Consider the following 20,941-nt stretch of genomic DNA (forward strand, 5'->3'; position numbering starts at 1 on the left):
CCCTAAGTTCTTATCACAATGATTTTGGTCAGAGCAGTATGTATAACTCTAATTTAAAATCAATCTAAATTCCATTTTGTTAATTTATCTGCAATTCGGGTACTTGCCGTTGCAAAAATTAACACTGAAATAGAACTTATTGGCATCAATATAGCCGCTACAACTGGCTGTAAATAACCAGAAACAGCAAAACTAAGTCCAACAATATTATACAAGAAACTGATGAAAAAAGCAATTTTTATAAATTTCATCGTGGTCTTCGATAACTTCAAGAAATTTGGAATTGCCGAAAAACTTTTTGCATCCAAAATTCCATCACACGAAGGCGAAAAACTGTTAATATCCTCAGAAATAGAAATCCCTACTGTACTTTGTTTCAAAGCTCCAGCGTCATTCAATCCATCTCCAAGCATCATCACCTTCTTCCCTTCTTGTTCCAATTGTTTGATATATTCTAACTTATCAGTTGGCGATTGATTAAAAATCAATTTTGCATTGGCTGGAAAAATAGTTTCTAAATATTCTTTTTCAGAATCATTATCCCCAGACAAAACGTGTAACTGATATGTACCCAACTCTTTCAATAAACGATCTAAACCTTTTCGATATCGATTGGTATACACAAATTTACCAAAAACTTCTCCATCAATTGCTATAAAAACTTGAGATTGATTTAATCTATTTTCATTAAAAATTGCATTCGTGAAACTTCTCGAACCAACTTTTACTTGATGTCCATCTACATCAGCTTGCTGACCTTTTCCTACAATTTCTTCGTAATTAGAAATTGGCAAATGATCATCAACCGTCAACTTCTTATATAATGTACGGCTTAAAGGGTGATTAGAGTTTCTAATCAATGCTTTCACCAATTGCTTTTGATACTCAGAAAGTTCTTTCCCCTCGTATTGCACTTGCGCTTCATCACTTTCCGTAATTGTACCCGTTTTATCAAAAACTACATCTGTAATTTTCTCCATTCTTTCGACTGTTGATGTATTTTTTACATAGAATTTCTTATTCCCGAAAATACGCATCATGTGTCCCAAAATAAACGGAGACGATAAACCTAACGCACAAGGACAAGCGATAATTAAGATTGATGTAACAACTTCTAATATTTTTGAAGAATCGTGGAAATACCAATAAACAGCAGAAATTGCTGTAATAATAAGGATGATTAATGTGAAATAATGACTGATTTTATTCGTCAAAGCATTCAACTCAGATTCTTCTTTCTGGAAAGCATCATTGTTCCATAATTGGGTTAAATAACTTTGATTAACATCCGAAATAATTTCCAGCTCAATTGCATGACCAGATTGTTTTCCACCCGCAAATATTTTATCTCCAGCTTTTTTCTGAATCAAGCGAGATTCTCCCGTTACAAACGAGTTATCAATCATCGCTTCACCTTTCATCAAAATGGCATCGGCTGGAATAATTTCTTCATTTCTAATTAAAATTCGATCACCTTTTTTCAAATCAGCCAACAAAATTGGTTGTTCATAACCATTTTCTAATTTCGCAACTGCAATTGGATAAAACGATTTGTAATCTCGATCAAATGCCAACGCTTGCATTGTTTGTTGCTGAAACCATTTACCTGTCAACATCAAAAATAAAAGCATCGCTAATGTATCAAAGTAACCTGGCGAAATATCAAAAATGATATCATAAGTCGATTTAAACATAATCACAATAATTCCTAACGCAATTGGCACATCGATATTGATATATTTATTTTTCAGACCTTGCCAAGCCGAAACAAAATAATCGGTAGATGAATAAAAGAAAACAGGCAACGATAACGCGAACATTGTCCAACGGAAATATCCTTTGTTTTGATCTAACCATTGTTCTTTTACATTACCAAAAACTTCGACATATTCTGGAAAAGATAAAAGCATAATATTCCCAAAACAGAATCCTGCTATTACCAATTTGCTCACCAAAGAACGATCGACTTTGCTTTTTTTCTTTTTGTCTAATGTTTTTAGATTAATCGAAGGTTTGTAGCCTAAATTTGTAATAAATCTTGCCAAATCACCTAATTTCAAATCCGCATCACGATACGTAATCTGAACAGTTTTTTGTGTAAAATTGACATTAGAAGATATAATATTTGGGTTAATCGTATCCAAACTTTCTAACAACCAAACACACGAAGTACAGTGCATTACAGGTACATAAAAGGACACAACTGTAACGCCGTCATCTGAAAAATCGACAACTTTATCAAAGATTTCTTTTGTGTTTAAGAAATCAAATTGATGATTACTTTTTTCATCAGGACGCAAACCTGCATTACGATTAAGGTCGTAATAATCTTTTAGATTATTTACGTTTAAAATCTCGTAAACCGTTTTACAACCCTGACAACAAAAATCCTTTTCATCGAACTGAATAACCTCTTCTTCAATTCGTTGACCACAGTGAAAACAATTCTCTTCCATACTATTTTACAAAATTACTTTCCTTTTATCAGAATTAACGTTAACTTTGTATGAATTAAGTCATAACAACAAGATATGTCAGAGTTTAATGAGAATGTAGTATCGATTAAAGCGATGTTTGATAACCCAGAGTCTTTCGGGGTTTTTAGTAAGGAAGAATTATTGGAGTTTGAGCAAGAAAAGAAAATCATCAACCTAAAAAAAGGAGACGAAATTATACAGGAAGGTCACACACCAAAAGGTATATATTGCGTAATGAAAGGAACTGCTAAGTTGTTCAAAATTGGCTTTAATGGAAAAGAGCAAATTCTACGTTTTATCAACGAAGGTGACATTATCGGTTATCGCTCAATTTTAAGTCAAGAAGTTTTTGGTGCATCTGCAACTGCAATGACGCCAGTTGAAATATATTATATTCCAGAAAAATTCTTCTTAAAATTATTAGAAGTTAATCCAAAATTAGCTTTCAATATTTTACAAAGAATTGCAAAAGATTTGGGAGAATACGCCAGAACAATCACTTATTTAGCACAAAAAACAGTTCGCGAACGTTTGGCTGAAGTTTTAATTTTATTAGAAGGAAAATTAGGAACAGACAAAGACGGATTTATCAACATTTCGTTGACACGCGAAGAAATGGCTAATTTGATTGGAACAGCAACAGAATCTGCAATTCGTTTGATTTCTGAATTCAAAACTGATGAATTAATCGAAGTTGAAGGACGAAAAATCAAAGTTTTAGATCATCAAAAATTGACAAAATTAGGTCATGTTATTTTGTAAGAATTTATTCTTGATATAAAATCAAAAGTCGCTCACAGAGCGACTTTTTTTATGCAAATTATTTCAATTTCATATAATAATTTTTGAGAATTGGATCAATTTTTTCGAGCGCATATCTCAACGTTGTTCTTGGCATTTGCAACGTATATTCGTCCAAAAACTCAATCAACTTTTCTTCGTCCATTTTTCCCATTTCACGCAACATCCAACCATTTGCTTTGTGCATTAAATCGTGCGAATGATGAAGATTTTTCAACATAATTTCTGGAACAATTGAAAATGATTTTTGTTTGATAAAATATATCGTTGATACAATTGCGATTCGTTTTTCCCACAAATCTTCTGAATCCGCCAATTCAAAAAGTAATTCTTCTCGCTTTTGATGAAAACAATAATGGCCCAAAATTTTATAACAACTTATGTCAACCAAATCCAATTGTTGATTTGAGAAGTTTGAGCAAGATAAAAATCGATGATATCTTTTCTCACTTTTTCATCTTTTGATTTTTCGTACTTCGAAACCAACATCAACAAAGCAGTTAATCTGTATTCGTGAATATTAAAATTCAATAGATTTTCGATGTCATTTAACGAAACTTGTTGATAAAATTATTTCGCAATCAAACGCTGATTCGGAACAGAAATCCCGAGAAAAATATCTCCTTCGCCATATTCTCCTTTTCCAGTTTTGAAAAAACGCATCATAATCTTCGCTTTATCATCGTCCGCTAAATCTTGTAAAGTTGATTTTAATTGCTCTATCATATTTTATCAATTAGATGTTGATGTTAACAAAAAAAGAGTCCAAAAACTGAACTCTTATTTATTTTAAAATATTAAATATAAATTTCCTAACTTTAATACAAACTTACATTTATGAATTTCAAACACAAGCCTCTAATATTATTATTCTTCCTGATTATAATAATCAATGGTCTTATAAAGTTGTAAATAATTTTCGTGAAAATTCAATGGGTCTTTATATTCAAATTGGATTATTATTTATGGTTATATTAATTCTAATTTTTAATCTTAAAAAATCTAAAAATTAAAACTATTATTCTTCCGAATCATTTTCTTCCTCATCGTAATATTGAAAAAGGAAATTATTATAAGGAAAACGTTTCATGTGAATTTCTTTCACTTCTTCATAAACCGTTTTTCGCAAATCTTCTAAATTATCTTTTTCCGTTGCCGAAATAAACAAAGTCGGATAATCTGTTTTCGCCATCCACGTACGTTTCCAATCTTCTAACGAATAATTTTCAAATTTCTTTTCAGACAAATCATCTTCATCTTGTTTAATATAAGAAAAATTATCAATTTTATTGAAAACCATAATCGTTGGTTTTTCTTTCGACTCTATTTCAGCTAAAATTTGATTCACAGAATTCACATGATCCTCAAAACTCGCATGCGAAATATCCACAACATGGACCAACAAATCCGCTTCACGAACCTCATCTAATGTAGATTTAAACGATTCTACCAATTGTGTTGGCAACTTGCGAATAAACCCAACCGTATCCGTTAATAAGAAAGGTAAATTACCAATTACCACTTTTCGAACCGTTGTATCTAATGTTGCAAATAATTTATTTTCGGCAAAAACTTCGGACTTCGATAAGACATTCATCAACGTTGATTTCCCAACATTTGTGTACCCAACCAACGCAACGCGTACCAATGCTCCTCGATTTTTACGTTGAGTCGCCATTTGCTTATCGATTCCTTTCAATTTCTCTTTCAATAACGTAATTCGATCACGAATAATACGTCTATCCGTTTCAATTTCCGTTTCACCAGGACCACGCATACCAATTCCTCCACGTTGACGCTCTAAGTGTGTCCACATTCGTGTTAATCGTGGTAATAAATATTGGTATTGAGCCAATTCTACCTGCGTACGTGCATATGAAGTTTGCGCTCGTTGAGCAAAAATATCTAAAATCAATTGTGTACGGTCGATGATTTTTTTGTTGACAACTTTCTCAATATTTTTCAACTGAGAAGGCGTTAATTCATCATCAAAAATAACTGTATCAATATCATATTCTTCGACAAAAGCCGTGATTTCATCTAATTTCCCGCTTCCTACAAAGAATTTAGAATCAGGTTTGTCCATTCTTTGTGTAAAACGTTCTCCAACTGTCGCTCCAGCTGTATAAGCTAAGAACTCCAATTCGTCCATATATTCCGTCAGTTTTTCTTCGGATTGTTCACGTGTAATCAATCCAACTAAAACTACTTTTTCGTATTGTGCTTCTTGTTTTTCTAACATATATTACTGCAAAAATAAAAGAAAGTTTTGGATGTAACCGAACTTTCTATAAAATATTGAGAATTAATCAAATCAATAAAACTCAATAAATATTTGAGTTCTTTTGGATAAAAATAGAAAAAAATAAGGTTTTCATAATTAATAACAAGTTTATTTACTAATTTTCAAAAAATCTATTGTCAATTAAAATTTCCTTTCTACATTTGTTCCGACAAAAAAGTAAAAATGTACAAAAATAAATTACATCATCATCACCATCATACTTGCACTCAAGCGAGCAGATAGTGGTATGTAATGATTTTATCACAATATCTAAATCCCGTTTGAGTAAATCGAACGGGATTTTTTGTTACTTCAAGATTTAATCATCGATTTACTCAAACTTAAAAAATATAAAACATTAAAAATGAGTAAATTAAAAATAGCCATTCAGAAAAGTGGTCGATTAAGTGAAAAATCACTCGAATTATTGAAAGATTGCGGAATTAAAATTTCTACAAGTAATCGAAAATTAAGAACCGAATCTCCAAATTTCCCTATCGAAGTTTTATTCTTACGAGACGACGATATTTCACAATATGTAGAACAAGGCGTTGCTGACATCGGTATTTTAGGAGAAAATGAAGTTTGGGAAAAAGATAAAAATGTCACTCAAATTCGTCAATTAGGATTCGCAGGTTGTAAACTTTGTTTAGCTATTCCGAAAGATGAAGCTTATACAGATTTAAGTTATTTTCAAGACAAAAAAATTGCCACTTCTTATCCACGTATTTTACAAAAATTTTTCCAAGAAAAAGGTATCAACGTTAAGATTGAAGAAATTGGTGGAAGCGTAGAAATTGCTCCAAGTATCGGTTTGGCAAATGCTATTTTTGACATCGTTTCTACAGGTTCAACATTATTAACAAATGGTTTGAAACAAGTGGAAACAGTGGTTGAATCACAAGCAGTTTTAATTTCTAACAAAAATCTCGACAATGAAAAACAAGCAATTGTAGATCGTCTTTTATTTAGAACTGAAGCGGTAAAACAATCTTCTGAGAACAAATATATTTTATTAAACGCGCCCAACGAAAAGTTAGAAGAAATCATTGCTTTGTTACCCGGAATGAAATCTCCAACAGTTTTACCACTTGCCGAAAAAGGTTGGTCATCAATCCACACTGTAATTAAAGAAGATACTTTTTGGGACATCATCGAGCAATTGAAAGCTTTGGGTGCGGAAGGAATTTTAGTACTAGAAATTGAAAAAATGATTTTATAATTTTTGATTGACGATTTACAATTTACGATTGAATCGTAATTCGTAATTCTAAAATCGTAATTCGTAACAAAATGCAAACATATATCAAACCTCAACTTTCAGATTGGTCTACGTTAACAGCTCGACCAACGAAAGAAGCACAAGATTTACAAGAAATAGTTTTAGATATTTTTGGAAAAATTCAAACCGAGAAAGATCAAGCTTTAATTGATTTTACAGAAAAATTTGATCAAGTTAAGCTAACTTCTTTAGAAGTTTCTACTCAAGAAATTGAAGAAGCAAAAACTTTAATTTCTGAAGAATTAAAAGGAGCAATTCAATTAGCAGCTTCTAATATTGAGAAGTTTCACACTGAACAACGTGAAGAAGTAAAAGTTATTGAAACCACAAAAGGAGTAAATTGTTGGAGAGAATCTCGCGGTATCGAAAATGTTGGAATTTATATTCCAGGTGGAACAGCTCCGTTATTTTCTACAACTTTAATGTTAGGAATTCCTGCTAAATTAGCTGGTTGCCAAAATATTATTTTATGTACACCTCCAAATAAAGAAGGAAAAATTCACCCTGCAATTTTATATACTGCGAACTTAATCGGAATTGAAAAAATCTACAAAGTTGGCGGAATTCAAGCGATTGGAACGTTAACTTTTGGAACAGAAACGATTCAAAAAGTGGATAAAATTTTCGGTCCAGGAAACCAATATGTAACTGCAGCAAAACAAGTTGCTCAAAACTTTGGTGTAGCCATCGACATGCCTGCTGGTCCAAGCGAAGTTTTAGTGATTGCAGATGAAACTTCGGTTCCTAAATATGTGGCTGCCGATTTATTATCACAAGCCGAACACGGAATCGATTCACAAGTGATTTTATTAACAACAAACGAACAAATATTAAATGAAACGATTGAAGAAATCAATGCTCAATTAGAAGTTCTGCCAAGAAAAGAATTAGCGACTAAAGCGTTAGAAAATTCAAAAGGAATTGTTTTAAATTCTATCGAAGAATGTGTAACTTTTTCAAATATTTATGCACCTGAACATTTAATTTTCGCTTGCGAAATGGCTGAAAATTATATCGATAAAATTATTAATGTAGGTTCAGTTTTCTTAGGAAATTATTCGTGTGAATCGGCTGGTGATTATGCTTCAGGAACCAATCACACTTTGCCAACTAATGGTTATGCAAAAAATTATTCAGGAGTTTCGTTTGATAGTTTTATCAAGAAAATCACGTTTCAGAAATTATCAGCAGAAGGAATTCAAAACATTGGTCCAGCAATCGAATTAATGGCTGAAGCCGAAGAGTTATTTGCGCACAAAAATGCAGTAACCTTAAGACTAAATGATCTAAAATCGTAAATCAAAAATCGTACATGAATTCATTCAACATAAATAACATCATTCGTCCTAACGTAAAAACGCTGAAAGCTTATTCATCAGCTCGTGACGAATTTCAAGAAATAAATAACGATTTCGTTTTCTTGGATGCGAACGAAAATCCTTTCAATAATGGATTGAATCGTTATCCTGATCCTTTACAACGTAATGTAAAATCGATTTTAAGTGAAATCAAAAACTTTCCTGCAAATCAGATTCTATTAGGAAATGGAAGTGACGAAGTGTTAGATTTAATTTTCCGAGCATTTTGCGAACCGAATCAAGATAATGTTATTGCGATTTCACCTTCCTATGGAATGTATGGTGTTTTAGCGAATTTAAATGCTATTGAATACCGAAAATCGTTATTAAACAAAGAAGATTTTCAACCAAACATCGAAGATATTTTCTCAAAAGTAGATGAAAATACAAAAATGATTTTTTTATGCTCTCCTAATAATCCAACAGGAGAAATCATCAAAAGAGAAACTATTTTAGAAATTGTGAATCGTTTCAATGGCTTAATAATTATCGACGAAGCTTATATCGATTTCGCCACAGAACAGTCTTGGATAGAAGAAATCAAAAATTATCCAAACGTAATTGTTACCCAAACTTTGTCGAAAGCGGTTGGTTTAGCAGGAATTCGTTTAGGAATTTTGTATGCTTCACAAGAAATTGTGGATGTTTTAAATAAAATAAAACCACCTTATAACATCAATCAATTAACACAATTAAAAGCGATTGAAATTTTAAGCGATTACGATAAAGTGATAGCTATTACAAATACGATTATTCAACAAAAAGAAGTTCTAGAAAATGCTTTAACTGATATCTCATTTGTAGAAAAAATCTATCCAAGCGATTCGAATTTCATTTTGATTAAAGTTGATAATGCAAACGAACGTTACAATCAATTGGTCGAAAAAGGAATTGTAATTCGTAACAGAAACAACGACGATTTATGCGAAAATTGTTTACGTATTACAGTTGGAACGGAAGTTGAAAATCAGAAATTAATACAAACACTTAAAATAATATAATTTGTCATTTCGAATGAAACGACAGTGAAATGAGAAATCTCTGAGATTCCTCCTAACATCGGAATGACATCAAAAACAACTAAAATGAAAAAAATACTATTCATAGATCGTGATGGAACAATGATTTTAGAGCCAGCTGACTACCAAGTTGACAGCTTTTCCAAATTAGAATTCTATCCAGAAGCCTTTACTTATTTAGGTAAAATTGCAAAAGAATTGGACTACGAATTAGTTATGGTGACCAACCAAGATGGTTTAGGAACGCCTTCTAATCCTGAGGAATTATTTTGGCCAATACAAAATTTCGTAGTGAAAGCATTCGAAAATGAAGGCGTGAAATTCGAGGATATTTACATTGATAAAACTTTTGCTCATGAAAATGCGCCAACGCGTAAACCTGGAACGGCTTTATTAACAGAGTATATCAATAACCCTGAATATGATTTAACAAATTCGTTTGTAATCGGTGATCGAATAACGGATGTTAAATTAGCTCAAAATCTTGGTGGAAAAGGAATTTTTATCGCGAATGATGAAGCTTTAGGCGCAGACGAAATCAATGATAACAAAGGATTAAATGATGCGATTGCTTTAAAAACAACTTCATGGAAAGAGATTTACGAGTTCTTAAAACTTCAAAATCGCACTGCTTCAATTGTTCGTAATACGAATGAAACAAAGATTAAAATTGATTTAAATCTTGACGGAACAGGAAAATCGGATATTTCGACAGGAATTCACTTTTTCGATCATATGTTAGATCAAATCGCTCGTCATGGACAAATGGATTTAGTGATAAAAGTGGATGGAGATCTAGAAGTGGACGAACACCACACGATTGAAGATACAGCAATTGCTTTAGGTGAAGTTTTTGCGCAAGCATTAGGAAATAAATTAGGTATCGAACGTTACGGATTTACTTTACCGATGGACGATTGCTTAGCACAAGCAGCAATTGATTTTGGCGGAAGAAACTGGTTAGTTTGGGAAGCTGATTTTAAACGCGAAATGATTGGTCAAATGCCAACTGAGATGTTTTATCACTTTTTCAAATCATTTACAGACGGAGCAAAAGCAAACTTAAATATCAAAGCGGAAGGAACAAACGAGCACCACAAAATCGAAGCTATTTTCAAAGCGTTTGCAAAAACCATTAAAGTAGCTGTAAAACGCGATCCTGAAAAAATGATTTTACCCTCAACAAAAGGACTTTTATAATTGACGAATGAAGATTTAAGATTAATATCAATCGTAAATCAAAAGTCGTAAATCAAAGAATATGGTAGCAATAGTAAAATACAATGCAGGAAATGTAAAATCGGTATATAATGCAGTAACTCGTTTGGGGTTCGAAGCTATAATTACAGACGATTTTGAAACTTTGCAAAATGCTGACAAAGTAATTTTTCCAGGAGTTGGAGAAGCAAGTTCCGCAATGACTTATTTAAAAGTAAAAGGATTAGATAAAGTCATTAAAAACTTAAAACAACCAACCTTAGGCATTTGCTTGGGACAACAATTAATGTGCGCTTATTCGGAAGAAGGAAATACCGATTGTTTAGGAATTTTCCCTATTCAAGTCAAGTTATTTCCATCAACCGAAATCGTTCCTCACATGGGCTGGAATACGATTTATGACTTAAAAACACCTTTGTTTAACGAAGTAGAAGAGAACTCCGACTTTTATTATGTACATAGTTTTTATTGCGAAAATTCAGAATATACGATCGCGAAAACAGACTATATTTTAGAATATTCAGCAGCTTTACATAAAGATAATTTTTACGCAACTCAATTTCACCCAGAGAAATCTGCAAGAATAGGAGAACAAATACTAAAAAACTTTCTAAGTTTATAGTAATTATAAATTCACACACATGAAAAAAATAGTTTTTACTATACTTAGTGCTTTTGCAATTTCGCAGGTTTCTGCTCAAGAAAAAGTGTACTTCACTTCTACTCCTTCTTTAAGTCCTGATGCTAAAACGGTTTATTTTAGTTACGATGGCGACATCTGGTCAACCGATATAAATGGCGGGAATGCTGCAAGAATAACAGCTTTAGAAGGAGAAGAAATCAATCCTCGTGTTTCACCAGACGGAAAATGGCTGGCATTCAGCTCTAATCAATATGGAAATTACGATATTTATATAATGCCTATAAATGGTGGACAAATTAAGCAATTGACTTTTCATCAAGCCAAAGATGAAGTCGAGAGTTGGAGTTGGGACAGTAAATCGATCTATTTTACATCAAATCAAAATAATGGATTTGGAAGTTTTAAAATTGATTTAGATGGAAAAACACCAGAAGCGCTTTTTACAAATTATTTTAATACAACAAATGGTTTAGTAGAAACTCCTCAAGGCGAATATATTTTCACTAACTCGTCTGAAAGTGCAAGTCAAGTTACACGAAAAAGATACAAAGGCGAAAATAATCCAGATTTATTAGGATATAATCCAACCACAAAAAGTTATAAACAATATACCGATTATAACGGAAAAGATTTTAATCCTACGGTTGATAAAAACGGAATTATTTATTTTATTTCGGACGAAAATAATGGCGAATACAACTTATATCAATTAGCAAATGGTAAAAAAGAAGCGTTAACAAAATTTGAAACTTCGATTAAAAAACCTTTTGTTTCAGCTGATGGTTCAAAAGTTGTTTTCGAAAAAGATTATCAATTATTTGTTTACGATGTAAAAACTAAAACGTCGAAACCTCTTACAATTAATGTTAATTCGAATAAATCTTTAGAAAAAGAGCAAAATTTTGAAGTTGATAATAACATCGATTATTTTGACATTTCTCCTGATGGAAAGAAAATGGCCTTTGTAAGCAGAGGAATTATTTTTGTTTCGGATAATGAAGGAAAGTTTGTCAATCAAATTTCTGATGGAAAAGAGCGTGTTTTAGAAGTAAAATGGTTAAAAGACAACAAAAATTTAATCTTCAACCAAACGTATAAAGGTTACCAAAATTGGTTTAAAATTTCGGCTGACGGAAAAGGAAAAGTTGAACAATTAACTTCTGATTTAAGAAATAATCGAGACATTACATTCAACAACGATTTATCACAAGCTGTTTATTTAAGCGGACGCGATGAAGTAAGATTATTAGATTTGAAATCACTTAAATCATCAACAATTGTTAAAGATGAAATTTGGGCTTTCCAAAATTCGAAACCATCTTTTTCTCCAAATGATGAATATGTGTTATTCTCTGCAAAACGTAATTTCGAGTTAGATATTTTTATTCACAACATCAAGAAAAATACAACGGTTAATTTAACAAATACTGGTGTTTCAGAAGCTGACCCTACTTGGTCACCAGACGGAAAATACATTTATTTTTCAAGCGACAGAAAAAATCCTTCCTATCCTTTGGGAATGCAAGAATCGAGTATTTATCGTGCTTCTTTAGATTGGTTTGATCAAGCTTATAAATCAGAAAAATTTGATAATTTATTTGTAGAAGAAAAAAAGGTTGAGAAGAAAGAGAAAAAAGAAGAAAAGAACGATTTTAAAGCATTAACTATTAATCCAGAAGGATTCTTAGAAAGAATTGAATTGGTAACAGACCGTTTTGGATATCAGACAAATCCTTTTGTTTTTGCGGATGATAAAAAGCAATTTTTATTCTATAATACTAACCAAGAAAATGGTAAATTTCAGTTATACAGAAAAACGACCGCTGATTTTGAAGAAGATAAAACAGACAAAATATTCAACAAAGGCGCTGATTTTATCTTGAAAAATGAGAAAAATCTTTACGCTTTAATCGATAATTCTGTTTACAAATTTGGTATTAATTCTACAAATCCTGAAAAAGTTAGTATTAAATATAATTTCAATAAAAACTTGGCTTCAGAATTCAATCAAATGTACGAAGAAGCTTGGGCTGGAGTAGAAGAAAATTTCTATGATGAGAATTTTCACGGAATTGATTGGAAAGCAAAAAAAGAACAATACGCAACGTTTTTACCTTATGTAAACAATCGAAATGATTTAAGAATTTTGCTAAATGATATGCTAGGTGAATTAAATTCTTCGCATTTAGGTTTTTCATCTTTCGGAAAAGAAGAAAGTAGAAGATTGAATTATTTCACCAACGAAACAGGAATTATTTTCAAAAAAGATCAACCTTTTGCAGTTGAAAAAATCTTACGAAAATCTCCTGCTTTCCTTAAAAATGTTGATGTTCAAGAAGGTGATATTTTAGTAAGTGTGAATGGACAAAAAATCGATCCAAACCAAAATCGTGAAACTTATTTTACAACGCCTAAAAAATTAGAAGAATTAACTCTTGAATTTGACCGAAAAGGAAAAACAATTTCTACGAAGATTCATCCAATTTCAAATAACGAATTGAAATCACTTTTATATGATGAATGGATTTATGAAAATCGTCAGCGTGTAAAAAAATTAAGCAACGATAGAATTGCTTATTCGTACATGAAAAATATGTCTACTTCTGAATTGGATGTGTTTTTATTGGACATGGTAGAGCAAGAGAATAGAAAAGATGGTGTCATTTTAGATTTGCGTTTCAATACAGGTGGAAATGTACATGATAAAGTTTTGAACTTTTTATCGCAAAGACCTTATTTGAAATGGAAATATCGTGAAGGACAAATAACTGTTCAACCGAATTTTGCACCTTCAGGAAAACCAATTGTTTTATTAATTAACGAATACTCATTGAGCGATGCAGAAATGACAGCTGCAGGATTCAAAGCCTTGAAATTAGGAAAAATCATTGGTCAAGAAACCTATCGTTGGATCATTTTTACTTCTGGAAAAGGATTAGTTGATGGCTCATTTTATCGTTTACCAAGTTGGGGAACTTATACTTTGGACGGACAAAATTTAGAAAAAACTGGAGTTAAACCTGACATTTATATTAAAAATACGTTCTTAGATCGATTAGAAAATAAAGATCCACAATTGGAACGTGCAATCCAAGAGGTCATGAAAGAATTAAAATAATTTACGAAGGTTAATTTACGAATTACGATTCTTTCTTAATCGTAATTCGTAATTCCAAAATCGTAAATTTAACATAACAATTATGAGAATCATACCAGCTATAGATATTATCGACGGAAAATGCGTTCGATTGTCACAAGGCAATTACGATACAAAAAAAATATACAACGAAAACCCTTTGGAAGTAGCAAAAGAGTTCGAGGATTATGGTATCGAATATTTGCACTTAGTAGATTTAGATGGAGCTAAATCAAAACAAATCATTAATTATAAAACGTTAGAATTTATTGCTTCTAAAACCAATTTAAAAGTGGATTTTGGAGGTGGAATTAAGGCTAATGATGATATTAGAATTGCTTTTGAATGTGGCGCAAACCAAATTACTGGAGGAAGTATTGCGGTTCAAAATCCAACATTATTTCAAGAATGGATTTCACAGTATGGAAGCGATAAAATCATTTTAGGTGCAGATGCTAAAGATCGAAAAATAGCAACACATGGTTGGTTAGAAACGTCAGAATTAGATGTGATAGATTTTATTCAAGAATATAAAACCAAAGGTATTGATTATGTGATTTGTACAGACATCGCGAAAGACGGAATGTTAGAAGGAGCTTCAAACGAATTATATGCAGAAATTTTAGCTACTTCGGAGGTCAAATTAATTGCTTCTGGTGGCGTTTCTTCAATCGATGATCTAATCAAAATAAAAGAATTAGGCTGCGAAGGAGTAATTCTTGGAAAAGCGATTTACGAAGGGAGAATTCAATTGAAAGACTTAAAACAATTATACTAATATGCTGAAGAAAAGAATCATACCATGTCTCGACATCAAAGATGGACGAACGGTAAAAGGTGTTAATTTCGTGGGCTTACGCGATGCGGGAGATCCAGTGGAATTAGCAAAAAAATATGTAGAAGAAGGTGCTGATGAATTAGTCTTTTTGGATATCACAGCGACTTTAGAAAAACGTAAAACCTTAGCTGAAATGGTTGAAAAAATTGCTTCAGCTATTAATATTCCGTTTACAGTTGGTGGCGGAATTAATTCTGTGGAAGATGCTTCGGCGGTCATCAAAGCTGGTGCAGATAAAGTTTCCGTTAATTCTTCGGCTGTCAAAAATCCTCAATTAATTGCAGATTTAGCAGCTCGATTTGGATCGCAATGTGTAGTCGTTGCAGTAGATACTCGCGATGTAAATGGAACACAAAAAGTTTTCGTAAGCGGTGGAAAAATTGAAACCGAATGGGAAACGTTAGATTGGGTCAAAAAAGTAGAAGAATTAGGCGCTGGCGAGATTCTGTTAACGTCTATGGATGGCGATGGAACAAAAGCTGGTTTCAAAATTGATATTACAAAAGCGGTTGCTGATGCTGTAAATCTTCCAGTAATTGCTTCTGGTGGAGCAGGAAAAATGGAGCATTTTACAGAAATTTTTACCCAAACCAAAGCAAGTGGTGGATTGGCTGCAAGTATTTTTCACTTTGGTGAAATTCCAATTCCAACACTTAAAAGTTATTTAAAAGAACAAAATATTCCGATACGATGAACATCGATTTCAATAAAAGTAACGACGGATTAGTTCCCGTTATTATTCAAAATTATCTTAACAACAAGGTTTTGATGTTAGGTTATATGAACGAAGAAGCTTTTAACAAAACCCAAGAAATTGGAAAAGTGACCTTTTATTCTCGTTCAAAAAATAGATTATGGACAAAAGGTGAAGAATCAGGCAACTTTTTGGAAGTAAAATCTATCGCAGTTGATTGCGACAACGATACAGTTTTAATCAAAGCAAAACCTTTTGGACCAACTTGTCATACGGGTTCTACGACTTGTTTTAAAGAAGAAACAAATCATGGATTTGTATATGAATTGGAACAAACCATTAACGATAGAATTGATTTAGACAATGATCCAGATTCGTATACCAATAAATTATTCAAAAGAGGAATCAATAAAGTTGCACAAAAAGTAGGTGAAGAAGCAGTTGAATTGGTGATTGAATCCAAAGACAACAACGATGATTTATTTATTAATGAAGCGGCGGATTTGTTGTATCACTATTTAATTTTATTGAAAGCCAAAGGTTTCAAATTGGAAGATGTTGAAAACATTTTGAAATCGAGAGAAAATGGTCCAAGACGAGCTGAATAAAGTAGTTTAGAAATATAAAAGATTGCAGATTAGCAATCTTTTTTGTTTTCAAAAAACTGATGTTTAGCAGAATTAGCCAAATTTATTTGATTTAATTAGAATTAATATAAATAAAAATAATACTTTTGAAATCAAATTAAAATTAGTCTAAATAATTATTACAATATATTCTATTCATATGAAAAAATTATTCATTTCTGCTGCTATCCTTGTCGCTTCATTTATTCAAGCTCAGACGAACACGTTGATGGACGCTGGTTTTTGGAAAAATAATCCAACAATAGAAACTGTAAAAACTGAAATTTCGAAAGGAAATAGTCCTTCTTTTCAAAATGGAGGCTTCTTTGATCCTGTTGTGATAGCGATTAATAACAAAGCAGATTTTAATGTGACTAAATTTTTAATTGAACAAGAAGGAAATTCTGTTGATAAAAAAACGCATCACTCAAGAATTTATCTTCAATGGGCTGCTGCTGCGGGGAATTTAGAATTAGTAAATTATTTATTAGCCAAAGGTTCTGATGTTCATTACAAAGATAGCCATGGTTACGATGTGATTACATATGCAGCAAGTGCTGGAAATCAGAATATCGCAGTTTACGATGCGTTGATTAAAGCTGGTGCCAATCCAAAAGTTAAAGGAGAAGATGGTTCAAACTTAATCATGCAAGCGATTGCGAATGATGATGATTTAAAAGTTACAGAATATTTTATTTCAAAAGGTTTATCATTAAGTGATAAAGACGCTAATGGACGTACTGTAGCAGATTATGCTGCAAAATTAGGAAACTTATCAATCATAGATAAATTAATCGCGAAAGGAATTAAACCTACTGATCAAGCTTTATTTTTTGCCACACAAGGTTCGAGAACAAAAGAAAATGGCGTAGAAGTTTTCCAAGAATTAATTACAAAATATAAATTAAATCCGAAAGCGTTAAATCCAGACGGACAAACATTATTACACGCTTTATCTCGCAAAGGAAACTCAGAAACAATCAACTTTATCTTATCAAAAGGTGTTGATGCTAAAATTGCTGATAAAGAAGGAAACACTGCATTAATGGTTGCTGCTGGAGGAAAAAATACAGATTTAATCAATACATTTTTATCAAAAGCAAACAATGTAAATGCGGTTAATAAAAATGGTGAGTCAGCTTTAACAAAAGCTGTTGCTTCTGGAACATCTCAAATCGTTTCTTTATTGTTAGAAAAAGGCGCTAAAGCTGATATTGTAGATAAAGATGGAAATAATTTGGCTTATTATTGGTTCAATTCTTTCAAACCAAATGATGAATCATTCGCAGAAAAACAAGCTTTATTAACAAATGCAAAAGTTGATTTTAAAGCTACTCAAAGTAAAGGTGCAACTTTGTTACACATTGCTGTTGATAAAGGAAATGTAAATTTGGTGAAAAAAGCGATTGAATTAGGTGTGAATCTTAATACACAAGATGAAGACGGAAATACAGCTTTACACAAAGCAGCTTTGATTGCAAAAGATGATGCAACCTTAAAAACTTTGGTTGCTGCTGGAGCGAAAAAAGATATTAAAACAGAATTTGACGAAACAGCTTATGATTTGGCTGGAGAAAACGAATTCTTAAAGAAAAATAATGTGTCTATTGACTTTTTAAAATAATGAAGGAGATGAAATTTAACTTAATCAAAAAATTAGTTGGATTAGTTGTAATCTTAATGGCAACTGCCACTTTTGCACAAACAACAAAATACAAAACAATGATTCAGATGAATAATTACACGGGAAAAGAAGCCTATGTAGTGATTTCATTAATCAATCCAAAAGGACAATACGAAAAAACTTTAGGTGTTTTGGGAACAGATAACGAGTGGTATAACACGTTAAAAGAATGGCACAAATTCAATAGTAAAAAGAAAGAAAAATTAAACGGAATCACAGGTGCTTCAGTTGCTGGAGGAGCGAGAGCGACACGTGTCATCGAGTTTGATACTGCAAAATTGAATAAAGGATACAAATTACGTTTTGAATCTGCTGTAGAAACTCAAAAATACGTCGCAAAAGATGCTGAAGTTGCATTAAATTCTTCGGATTTAGACAACAAAGCAGGTATCAAAGGTTCAGTTTATATTAAAGCCGTACGTTTTATAAAAGTTCAATAAAATGACATTATCTATTTGGAGATATGCGCATTTGAGTCTTGCAATTTTATCTTCAGCATTTTTAGTTATTCTATCTATCACAGGAGTAATTTTGGCTGTTGATGCAATAAACGAAAAATCGCCCGCATACAAAGTAGAAAATTTCGATAACATAACACTCGCGCAAGTTTTACCAACTTTGCGCGAGCATTATTTTGAAATAATAGAAGTAAAAGTTGATCACAATGATTTTGTGACAATTGATGCGATGGACGAAGATGGAAATTCGATCAAATCTTACATTGATCCTACAACAGGAAAAAAGATTGGTGAGATTGTTCCAAAAAGTGATTTCATCAATTGGGTCACAGCCTTGCACCGTTCATTATTTCTAAAAGAAACAGGACGAGCAATTGTTGGTGTCGTATCTTTTTTATTAATGTTAATTTCAATAAGTGGATTAATCTTAATCGTAAAACGTCAACAAGGAATTCTAAATTTCTTTACCAAAGTTAACAAAGACTCCTTTTCACAATATTTTCATGTTGTAACTGGACGTTGGTTATTAATTCCCGTTTTAATCATTGCATTAACAGGAACATTGATTTTCTTAGCGCGATTAGAACCTTTAGTTGGTCAACCAAAAGAAATTGAGCATCAAGCTAAAGAAAATTTACAACCAAAAGATTTAAAAGACATTGAATTCTTCAAAAACACGAAATTAAGTAGTGTTGAAAAGATTGAATTTCCTTTTATTCCAGATGATGAAGCAGAACCATTTATCGTTCATTTAAGAAAAAAATCGGTTTCGGTGAATCAAGTAAATGGAGCGATTATTTCAGAATCGTTGAATCCTTATTCAGCAATTGTAGAAAAATTCAATATCGATTTACATACAGGTCGCACTAATGTTATTTGGGCTGCGATTTTAGGAATTGCTTCGCTTAACATTTTATTCTTTATTTGGTCAGGATTTGTAATTACGTTCAAACGTACAAAAACGAAAATTGGCAAAAATAAATATAAAGCCAACGAAGCTGAAATTATCCTTTTAGTTGGTTCAGAAAATGGTGCAACTGTTGGATTTGCTTCAAAAATTCAAGAGCAATTTATAGCAAACGGAAAAAAATCATTTATCGCTCAGATGAATCAATATGGAATTTATCCAAAAGCAAAACAACTCATCATTTTTACCTCAACTTATGGAATTGGTGATGCGCCTGCGAATGCTAAGAAATTTGAACAATTAATCACACAATTTCCACAAAACCAATCCATCGAATTTTCTGTTGTAGGATTTGGATCAAGAGCCTATTCAGATTATTGTGGCTATGCAGTTAAAGTTGACAAATGGTTGAATGACCAAAAATGGGCTACTCAATTATTGGATTTGAAAACTGTAAATGATAAATCGCCAGAAGAATTCACAAATTGGGTCATTGCATACAAGGAAACGACAGATATTCCGTTAGCAACAACGCCTGCGATGTATGTTGGAAAAGCACCAAAACTGAAAAATGTTAAGGTTATTTCTACCACTAAAATCACACAAGAAGATGCAACATTTAAAGTTATTTTAGATGTAAAAGAAAAATTCAAATCTGGAGATTTATTAGCAATTTACCCCGAAAGTGATCACAAAGAACGCTTATATTCAGTTGGAAAAGTTGATAATAAATTACAGTTAATTGTTAAATTGCATGAGTTTGGATTAGGTTCTCAATATTTATATAATTTAGTTCAAAATTCTACGATTAAAGCTCGAATTGTAAAAAATAAAGCCTTTAGATTTCCAAAAGCTTCAAAAGTTGTGATGATTGCAAACGGAACAGGAATTGCGCCTTTTCTTGGGATGATTGATGAGAATTCAAAAAATATTGAAACGCATTTATACTGTGGTTTCAGACATGATAATGAAACAACAAAATCTTATCAAGAATTTGCTACGAAACAAATTTCTACCAATCATTTGAGTCAATTTCACATTGCATTTTCTCGTGAAGAAAATAAACAATATGTGATGGATTTAGTCAATCGTGATGCTAAATTCTTTGCTGAAACATTTCAAAATGGTGGAATTTTTATGATTTGTGGCGCTCTCACAATGCAACATGATGTGGAAAAAGTCTTGGAACAAATCTGTCAACAACATTTGAAGAAATCATTCGAAGAATTCAAAACAAATGGACAATTTTTGACGGATTGTTATTAAAATTTATTCCGTCTAATTTCTCGATACATTTGAAAATTTCAATAAATTTTCAAACACTCGAAGTGACGGATTACATTATTTTCGTCAGTTCGAATGATTTTCATTTCGATAGAATAAGAAAATCGAATCGAGAACTTTGATGAAAATAATCTGAAATTATAAATAAATAGTGAAAAATTGAACGAAATTTCTCAAACACTCGAAATGACGGATTAAACTAAATTTTTCGTCAGTTCGAATGATTTTCGTT

The 20,941-nt window shown here is 31.9% G+C and carries 15 protein-coding genes and 1 pseudogene; 13 read left to right on the top strand and 3 right to left on the bottom strand.

What is annotated here, in order from left to right:
* Positions 1–59: 59 nt before the first annotated feature.
* Positions 60–2,456, bottom strand: a complete 2,397-nt coding sequence (locus tag ACTS9J_RS15280) for a heavy metal translocating P-type ATPase (RefSeq protein ID WP_416410285.1) — start codon at positions 2,454–2,456, stop codon at positions 60–62.
* Positions 2,457–2,531: 75 nt separating this feature from the next.
* On the opposite strand from ACTS9J_RS15280, the gene ACTS9J_RS15285 reads away from it, so the two are divergent.
* The gene (locus tag ACTS9J_RS15285) at positions 2,532–3,239 is read left to right on the top strand and encodes a Crp/Fnr family transcriptional regulator (protein ID WP_125349884.1); all 708 of its coding nucleotides are present in this window, start codon (positions 2,532–2,534) and stop codon (positions 3,237–3,239) included.
* Positions 3,240–3,297: 58 nt separating this feature from the next.
* On the opposite strand, the pseudogene ACTS9J_RS15290 reads toward ACTS9J_RS15285, so the two are convergent.
* Together ACTS9J_RS15290 and hflX are read right to left on the bottom strand one after the other, a co-directional pair.
* Positions 3,298–4,004: pseudogene (locus ACTS9J_RS15290) on the bottom strand (DNA alkylation repair protein).
* A gap of 292 nt (positions 4,005–4,296) precedes the next feature.
* Entirely contained in the window at positions 4,297–5,520 is a 1,224-nt protein-coding gene (hflX, locus tag ACTS9J_RS15295) for a GTPase HflX (RefSeq protein WP_221854272.1), read from the bottom strand.
* Between the two features lie 406 nt (positions 5,521–5,926).
* Here hflX and hisG point away from each other — a divergent pair, with 406 nt between their 5' ends.
* The 12 genes from hisG to ACTS9J_RS15355 all read left to right on the top strand — a co-directional run bounded on the left by hisG (position 5,927) and on the right by ACTS9J_RS15355 (position 20,691).
* On the top strand, positions 5,927–6,784 hold the full coding sequence (gene hisG / locus ACTS9J_RS15300) for an ATP phosphoribosyltransferase (RefSeq protein ID WP_416410284.1): 858 nt from the start codon (positions 5,927–5,929) through the stop codon (positions 6,782–6,784).
* A 71-nt stretch (positions 6,785–6,855) separates the two neighbouring features.
* On the top strand, positions 6,856–8,142 hold the full coding sequence (gene hisD, locus ACTS9J_RS15305; RefSeq protein WP_219033861.1) for a histidinol dehydrogenase: 1,287 nt from the start codon (positions 6,856–6,858) through the stop codon (positions 8,140–8,142).
* Between the two features lie 14 nt (positions 8,143–8,156).
* The gene (hisC, locus tag ACTS9J_RS15310; protein WP_219033862.1) at positions 8,157–9,203 is read left to right on the top strand and encodes a histidinol-phosphate transaminase; all 1,047 of its coding nucleotides are present in this window, start codon (positions 8,157–8,159) and stop codon (positions 9,201–9,203) included.
* Positions 9,204–9,287: 84 nt separating this feature from the next.
* Positions 9,288–10,421: a bifunctional histidinol-phosphatase/imidazoleglycerol-phosphate dehydratase HisB gene (hisB, locus tag ACTS9J_RS15315; RefSeq protein WP_286495321.1), complete on the top strand. Its 1,134-nt coding sequence runs from the start codon at positions 9,288–9,290 to the stop codon at positions 10,419–10,421.
* A 61-nt stretch (positions 10,422–10,482) separates the two neighbouring features.
* A complete protein-coding gene (gene hisH / locus ACTS9J_RS15320; protein ID WP_286495322.1) occupies positions 10,483–11,061 on the top strand; it encodes an imidazole glycerol phosphate synthase subunit HisH in 579 nt (192 codons plus the stop codon).
* Positions 11,062–11,080: 19 nt separating this feature from the next.
* A complete protein-coding gene (locus ACTS9J_RS15325) occupies positions 11,081–14,200 on the top strand; it encodes a S41 family peptidase (RefSeq protein ID WP_416410282.1) in 3,120 nt (1,039 codons plus the stop codon).
* Positions 14,201–14,282: 82 nt separating this feature from the next.
* Positions 14,283–14,996 carry a 1-(5-phosphoribosyl)-5-[(5-phosphoribosylamino)methylideneamino]imidazole-4-carboxamide isomerase gene (gene hisA, locus ACTS9J_RS15330; protein WP_416410280.1) on the top strand — a complete coding sequence of 238 codons (714 nt, stop codon included), beginning with the start codon at positions 14,283–14,285 and terminating at the stop codon, positions 14,994–14,996.
* A 1-nt stretch (position 14,997) separates the two neighbouring features.
* Complete coding sequence (gene hisF / locus ACTS9J_RS15335) at positions 14,998–15,750, top strand: imidazole glycerol phosphate synthase subunit HisF (RefSeq protein ID WP_125349874.1); 753 nt, start codon at positions 14,998–15,000, stop codon at positions 15,748–15,750.
* Positions 15,747–16,358: a bifunctional phosphoribosyl-AMP cyclohydrolase/phosphoribosyl-ATP diphosphatase HisIE gene (hisIE, locus tag ACTS9J_RS15340; protein ID WP_416410279.1), complete on the top strand. Its 612-nt coding sequence runs from the start codon at positions 15,747–15,749 to the stop codon at positions 16,356–16,358. The genes hisF and hisIE overlap by 4 nt, the downstream gene beginning before the upstream one ends.
* Positions 16,359–16,536: 178 nt before the next feature.
* Positions 16,537–18,000 (top strand): ankyrin repeat domain-containing protein, encoded by a 1,464-nt coding sequence (locus ACTS9J_RS15345; RefSeq protein WP_286495326.1) that lies wholly within the window; start codon positions 16,537–16,539, stop codon positions 17,998–18,000.
* Positions 18,001–18,008: 8 nt separating this feature from the next.
* Positions 18,009–18,500, top strand: a complete 492-nt coding sequence (locus ACTS9J_RS15350; RefSeq protein WP_125349871.1) for a DUF2271 domain-containing protein — start codon at positions 18,009–18,011, stop codon at positions 18,498–18,500.
* Between the two features lies 1 nt (position 18,501).
* Positions 18,502–20,691 (top strand): PepSY domain-containing protein, encoded by a 2,190-nt coding sequence (locus ACTS9J_RS15355; RefSeq protein WP_448353432.1) that lies wholly within the window; start codon positions 18,502–18,504, stop codon positions 20,689–20,691.
* Positions 20,692–20,941 lie beyond the last annotated feature (250 nt).

The sequence above is a fragment of the Empedobacter sp. ULE_I140 genome, from assembly GCF_053482575.1.

Coding starts and splice junctions, on each gene's coding strand:
- hisH (WP_286495322.1), top strand. CDS start 10,483: ATGGTAGCAATAGTAAAATACAATGCAGGAAATGTAAAATCGGTATAT.
- ACTS9J_RS15345 (WP_286495326.1), top strand. CDS start 16,537: ATGAAAAAATTATTCATTTCTGCTGCTATCCTTGTCGCTTCATTTATT.
- hisC (WP_219033862.1), top strand. CDS start 8,157: ATGAATTCATTCAACATAAATAACATCATTCGTCCTAACGTAAAAACG.
- hisF (WP_125349874.1), top strand. CDS start 14,998: ATGCTGAAGAAAAGAATCATACCATGTCTCGACATCAAAGATGGACGA.
- hisD (WP_219033861.1), top strand. CDS start 6,856: ATGCAAACATATATCAAACCTCAACTTTCAGATTGGTCTACGTTAACA.
- hisIE (WP_416410279.1), top strand. CDS start 15,747: ATGAACATCGATTTCAATAAAAGTAACGACGGATTAGTTCCCGTTATT.
- ACTS9J_RS15350 (WP_125349871.1), top strand. CDS start 18,009: ATGAAATTTAACTTAATCAAAAAATTAGTTGGATTAGTTGTAATCTTA.
- hflX (WP_221854272.1), bottom strand. CDS start 5,520: ATGTTAGAAAAACAAGAAGCACAATACGAAAAAGTAGTTTTAGTTGGA.
- hisB (WP_286495321.1), top strand. CDS start 9,288: ATGAAAAAAATACTATTCATAGATCGTGATGGAACAATGATTTTAGAG.
- ACTS9J_RS15280 (WP_416410285.1), bottom strand. CDS start 2,456: ATGGAAGAGAATTGTTTTCACTGTGGTCAACGAATTGAAGAAGAGGTT.
- ACTS9J_RS15355 (WP_448353432.1), top strand. CDS start 18,502: ATGACATTATCTATTTGGAGATATGCGCATTTGAGTCTTGCAATTTTA.
- ACTS9J_RS15325 (WP_416410282.1), top strand. CDS start 11,081: ATGAAAAAAATAGTTTTTACTATACTTAGTGCTTTTGCAATTTCGCAG.
- ACTS9J_RS15285 (WP_125349884.1), top strand. CDS start 2,532: ATGTCAGAGTTTAATGAGAATGTAGTATCGATTAAAGCGATGTTTGAT.
- hisG (WP_416410284.1), top strand. CDS start 5,927: ATGAGTAAATTAAAAATAGCCATTCAGAAAAGTGGTCGATTAAGTGAA.
- hisA (WP_416410280.1), top strand. CDS start 14,283: ATGAGAATCATACCAGCTATAGATATTATCGACGGAAAATGCGTTCGA.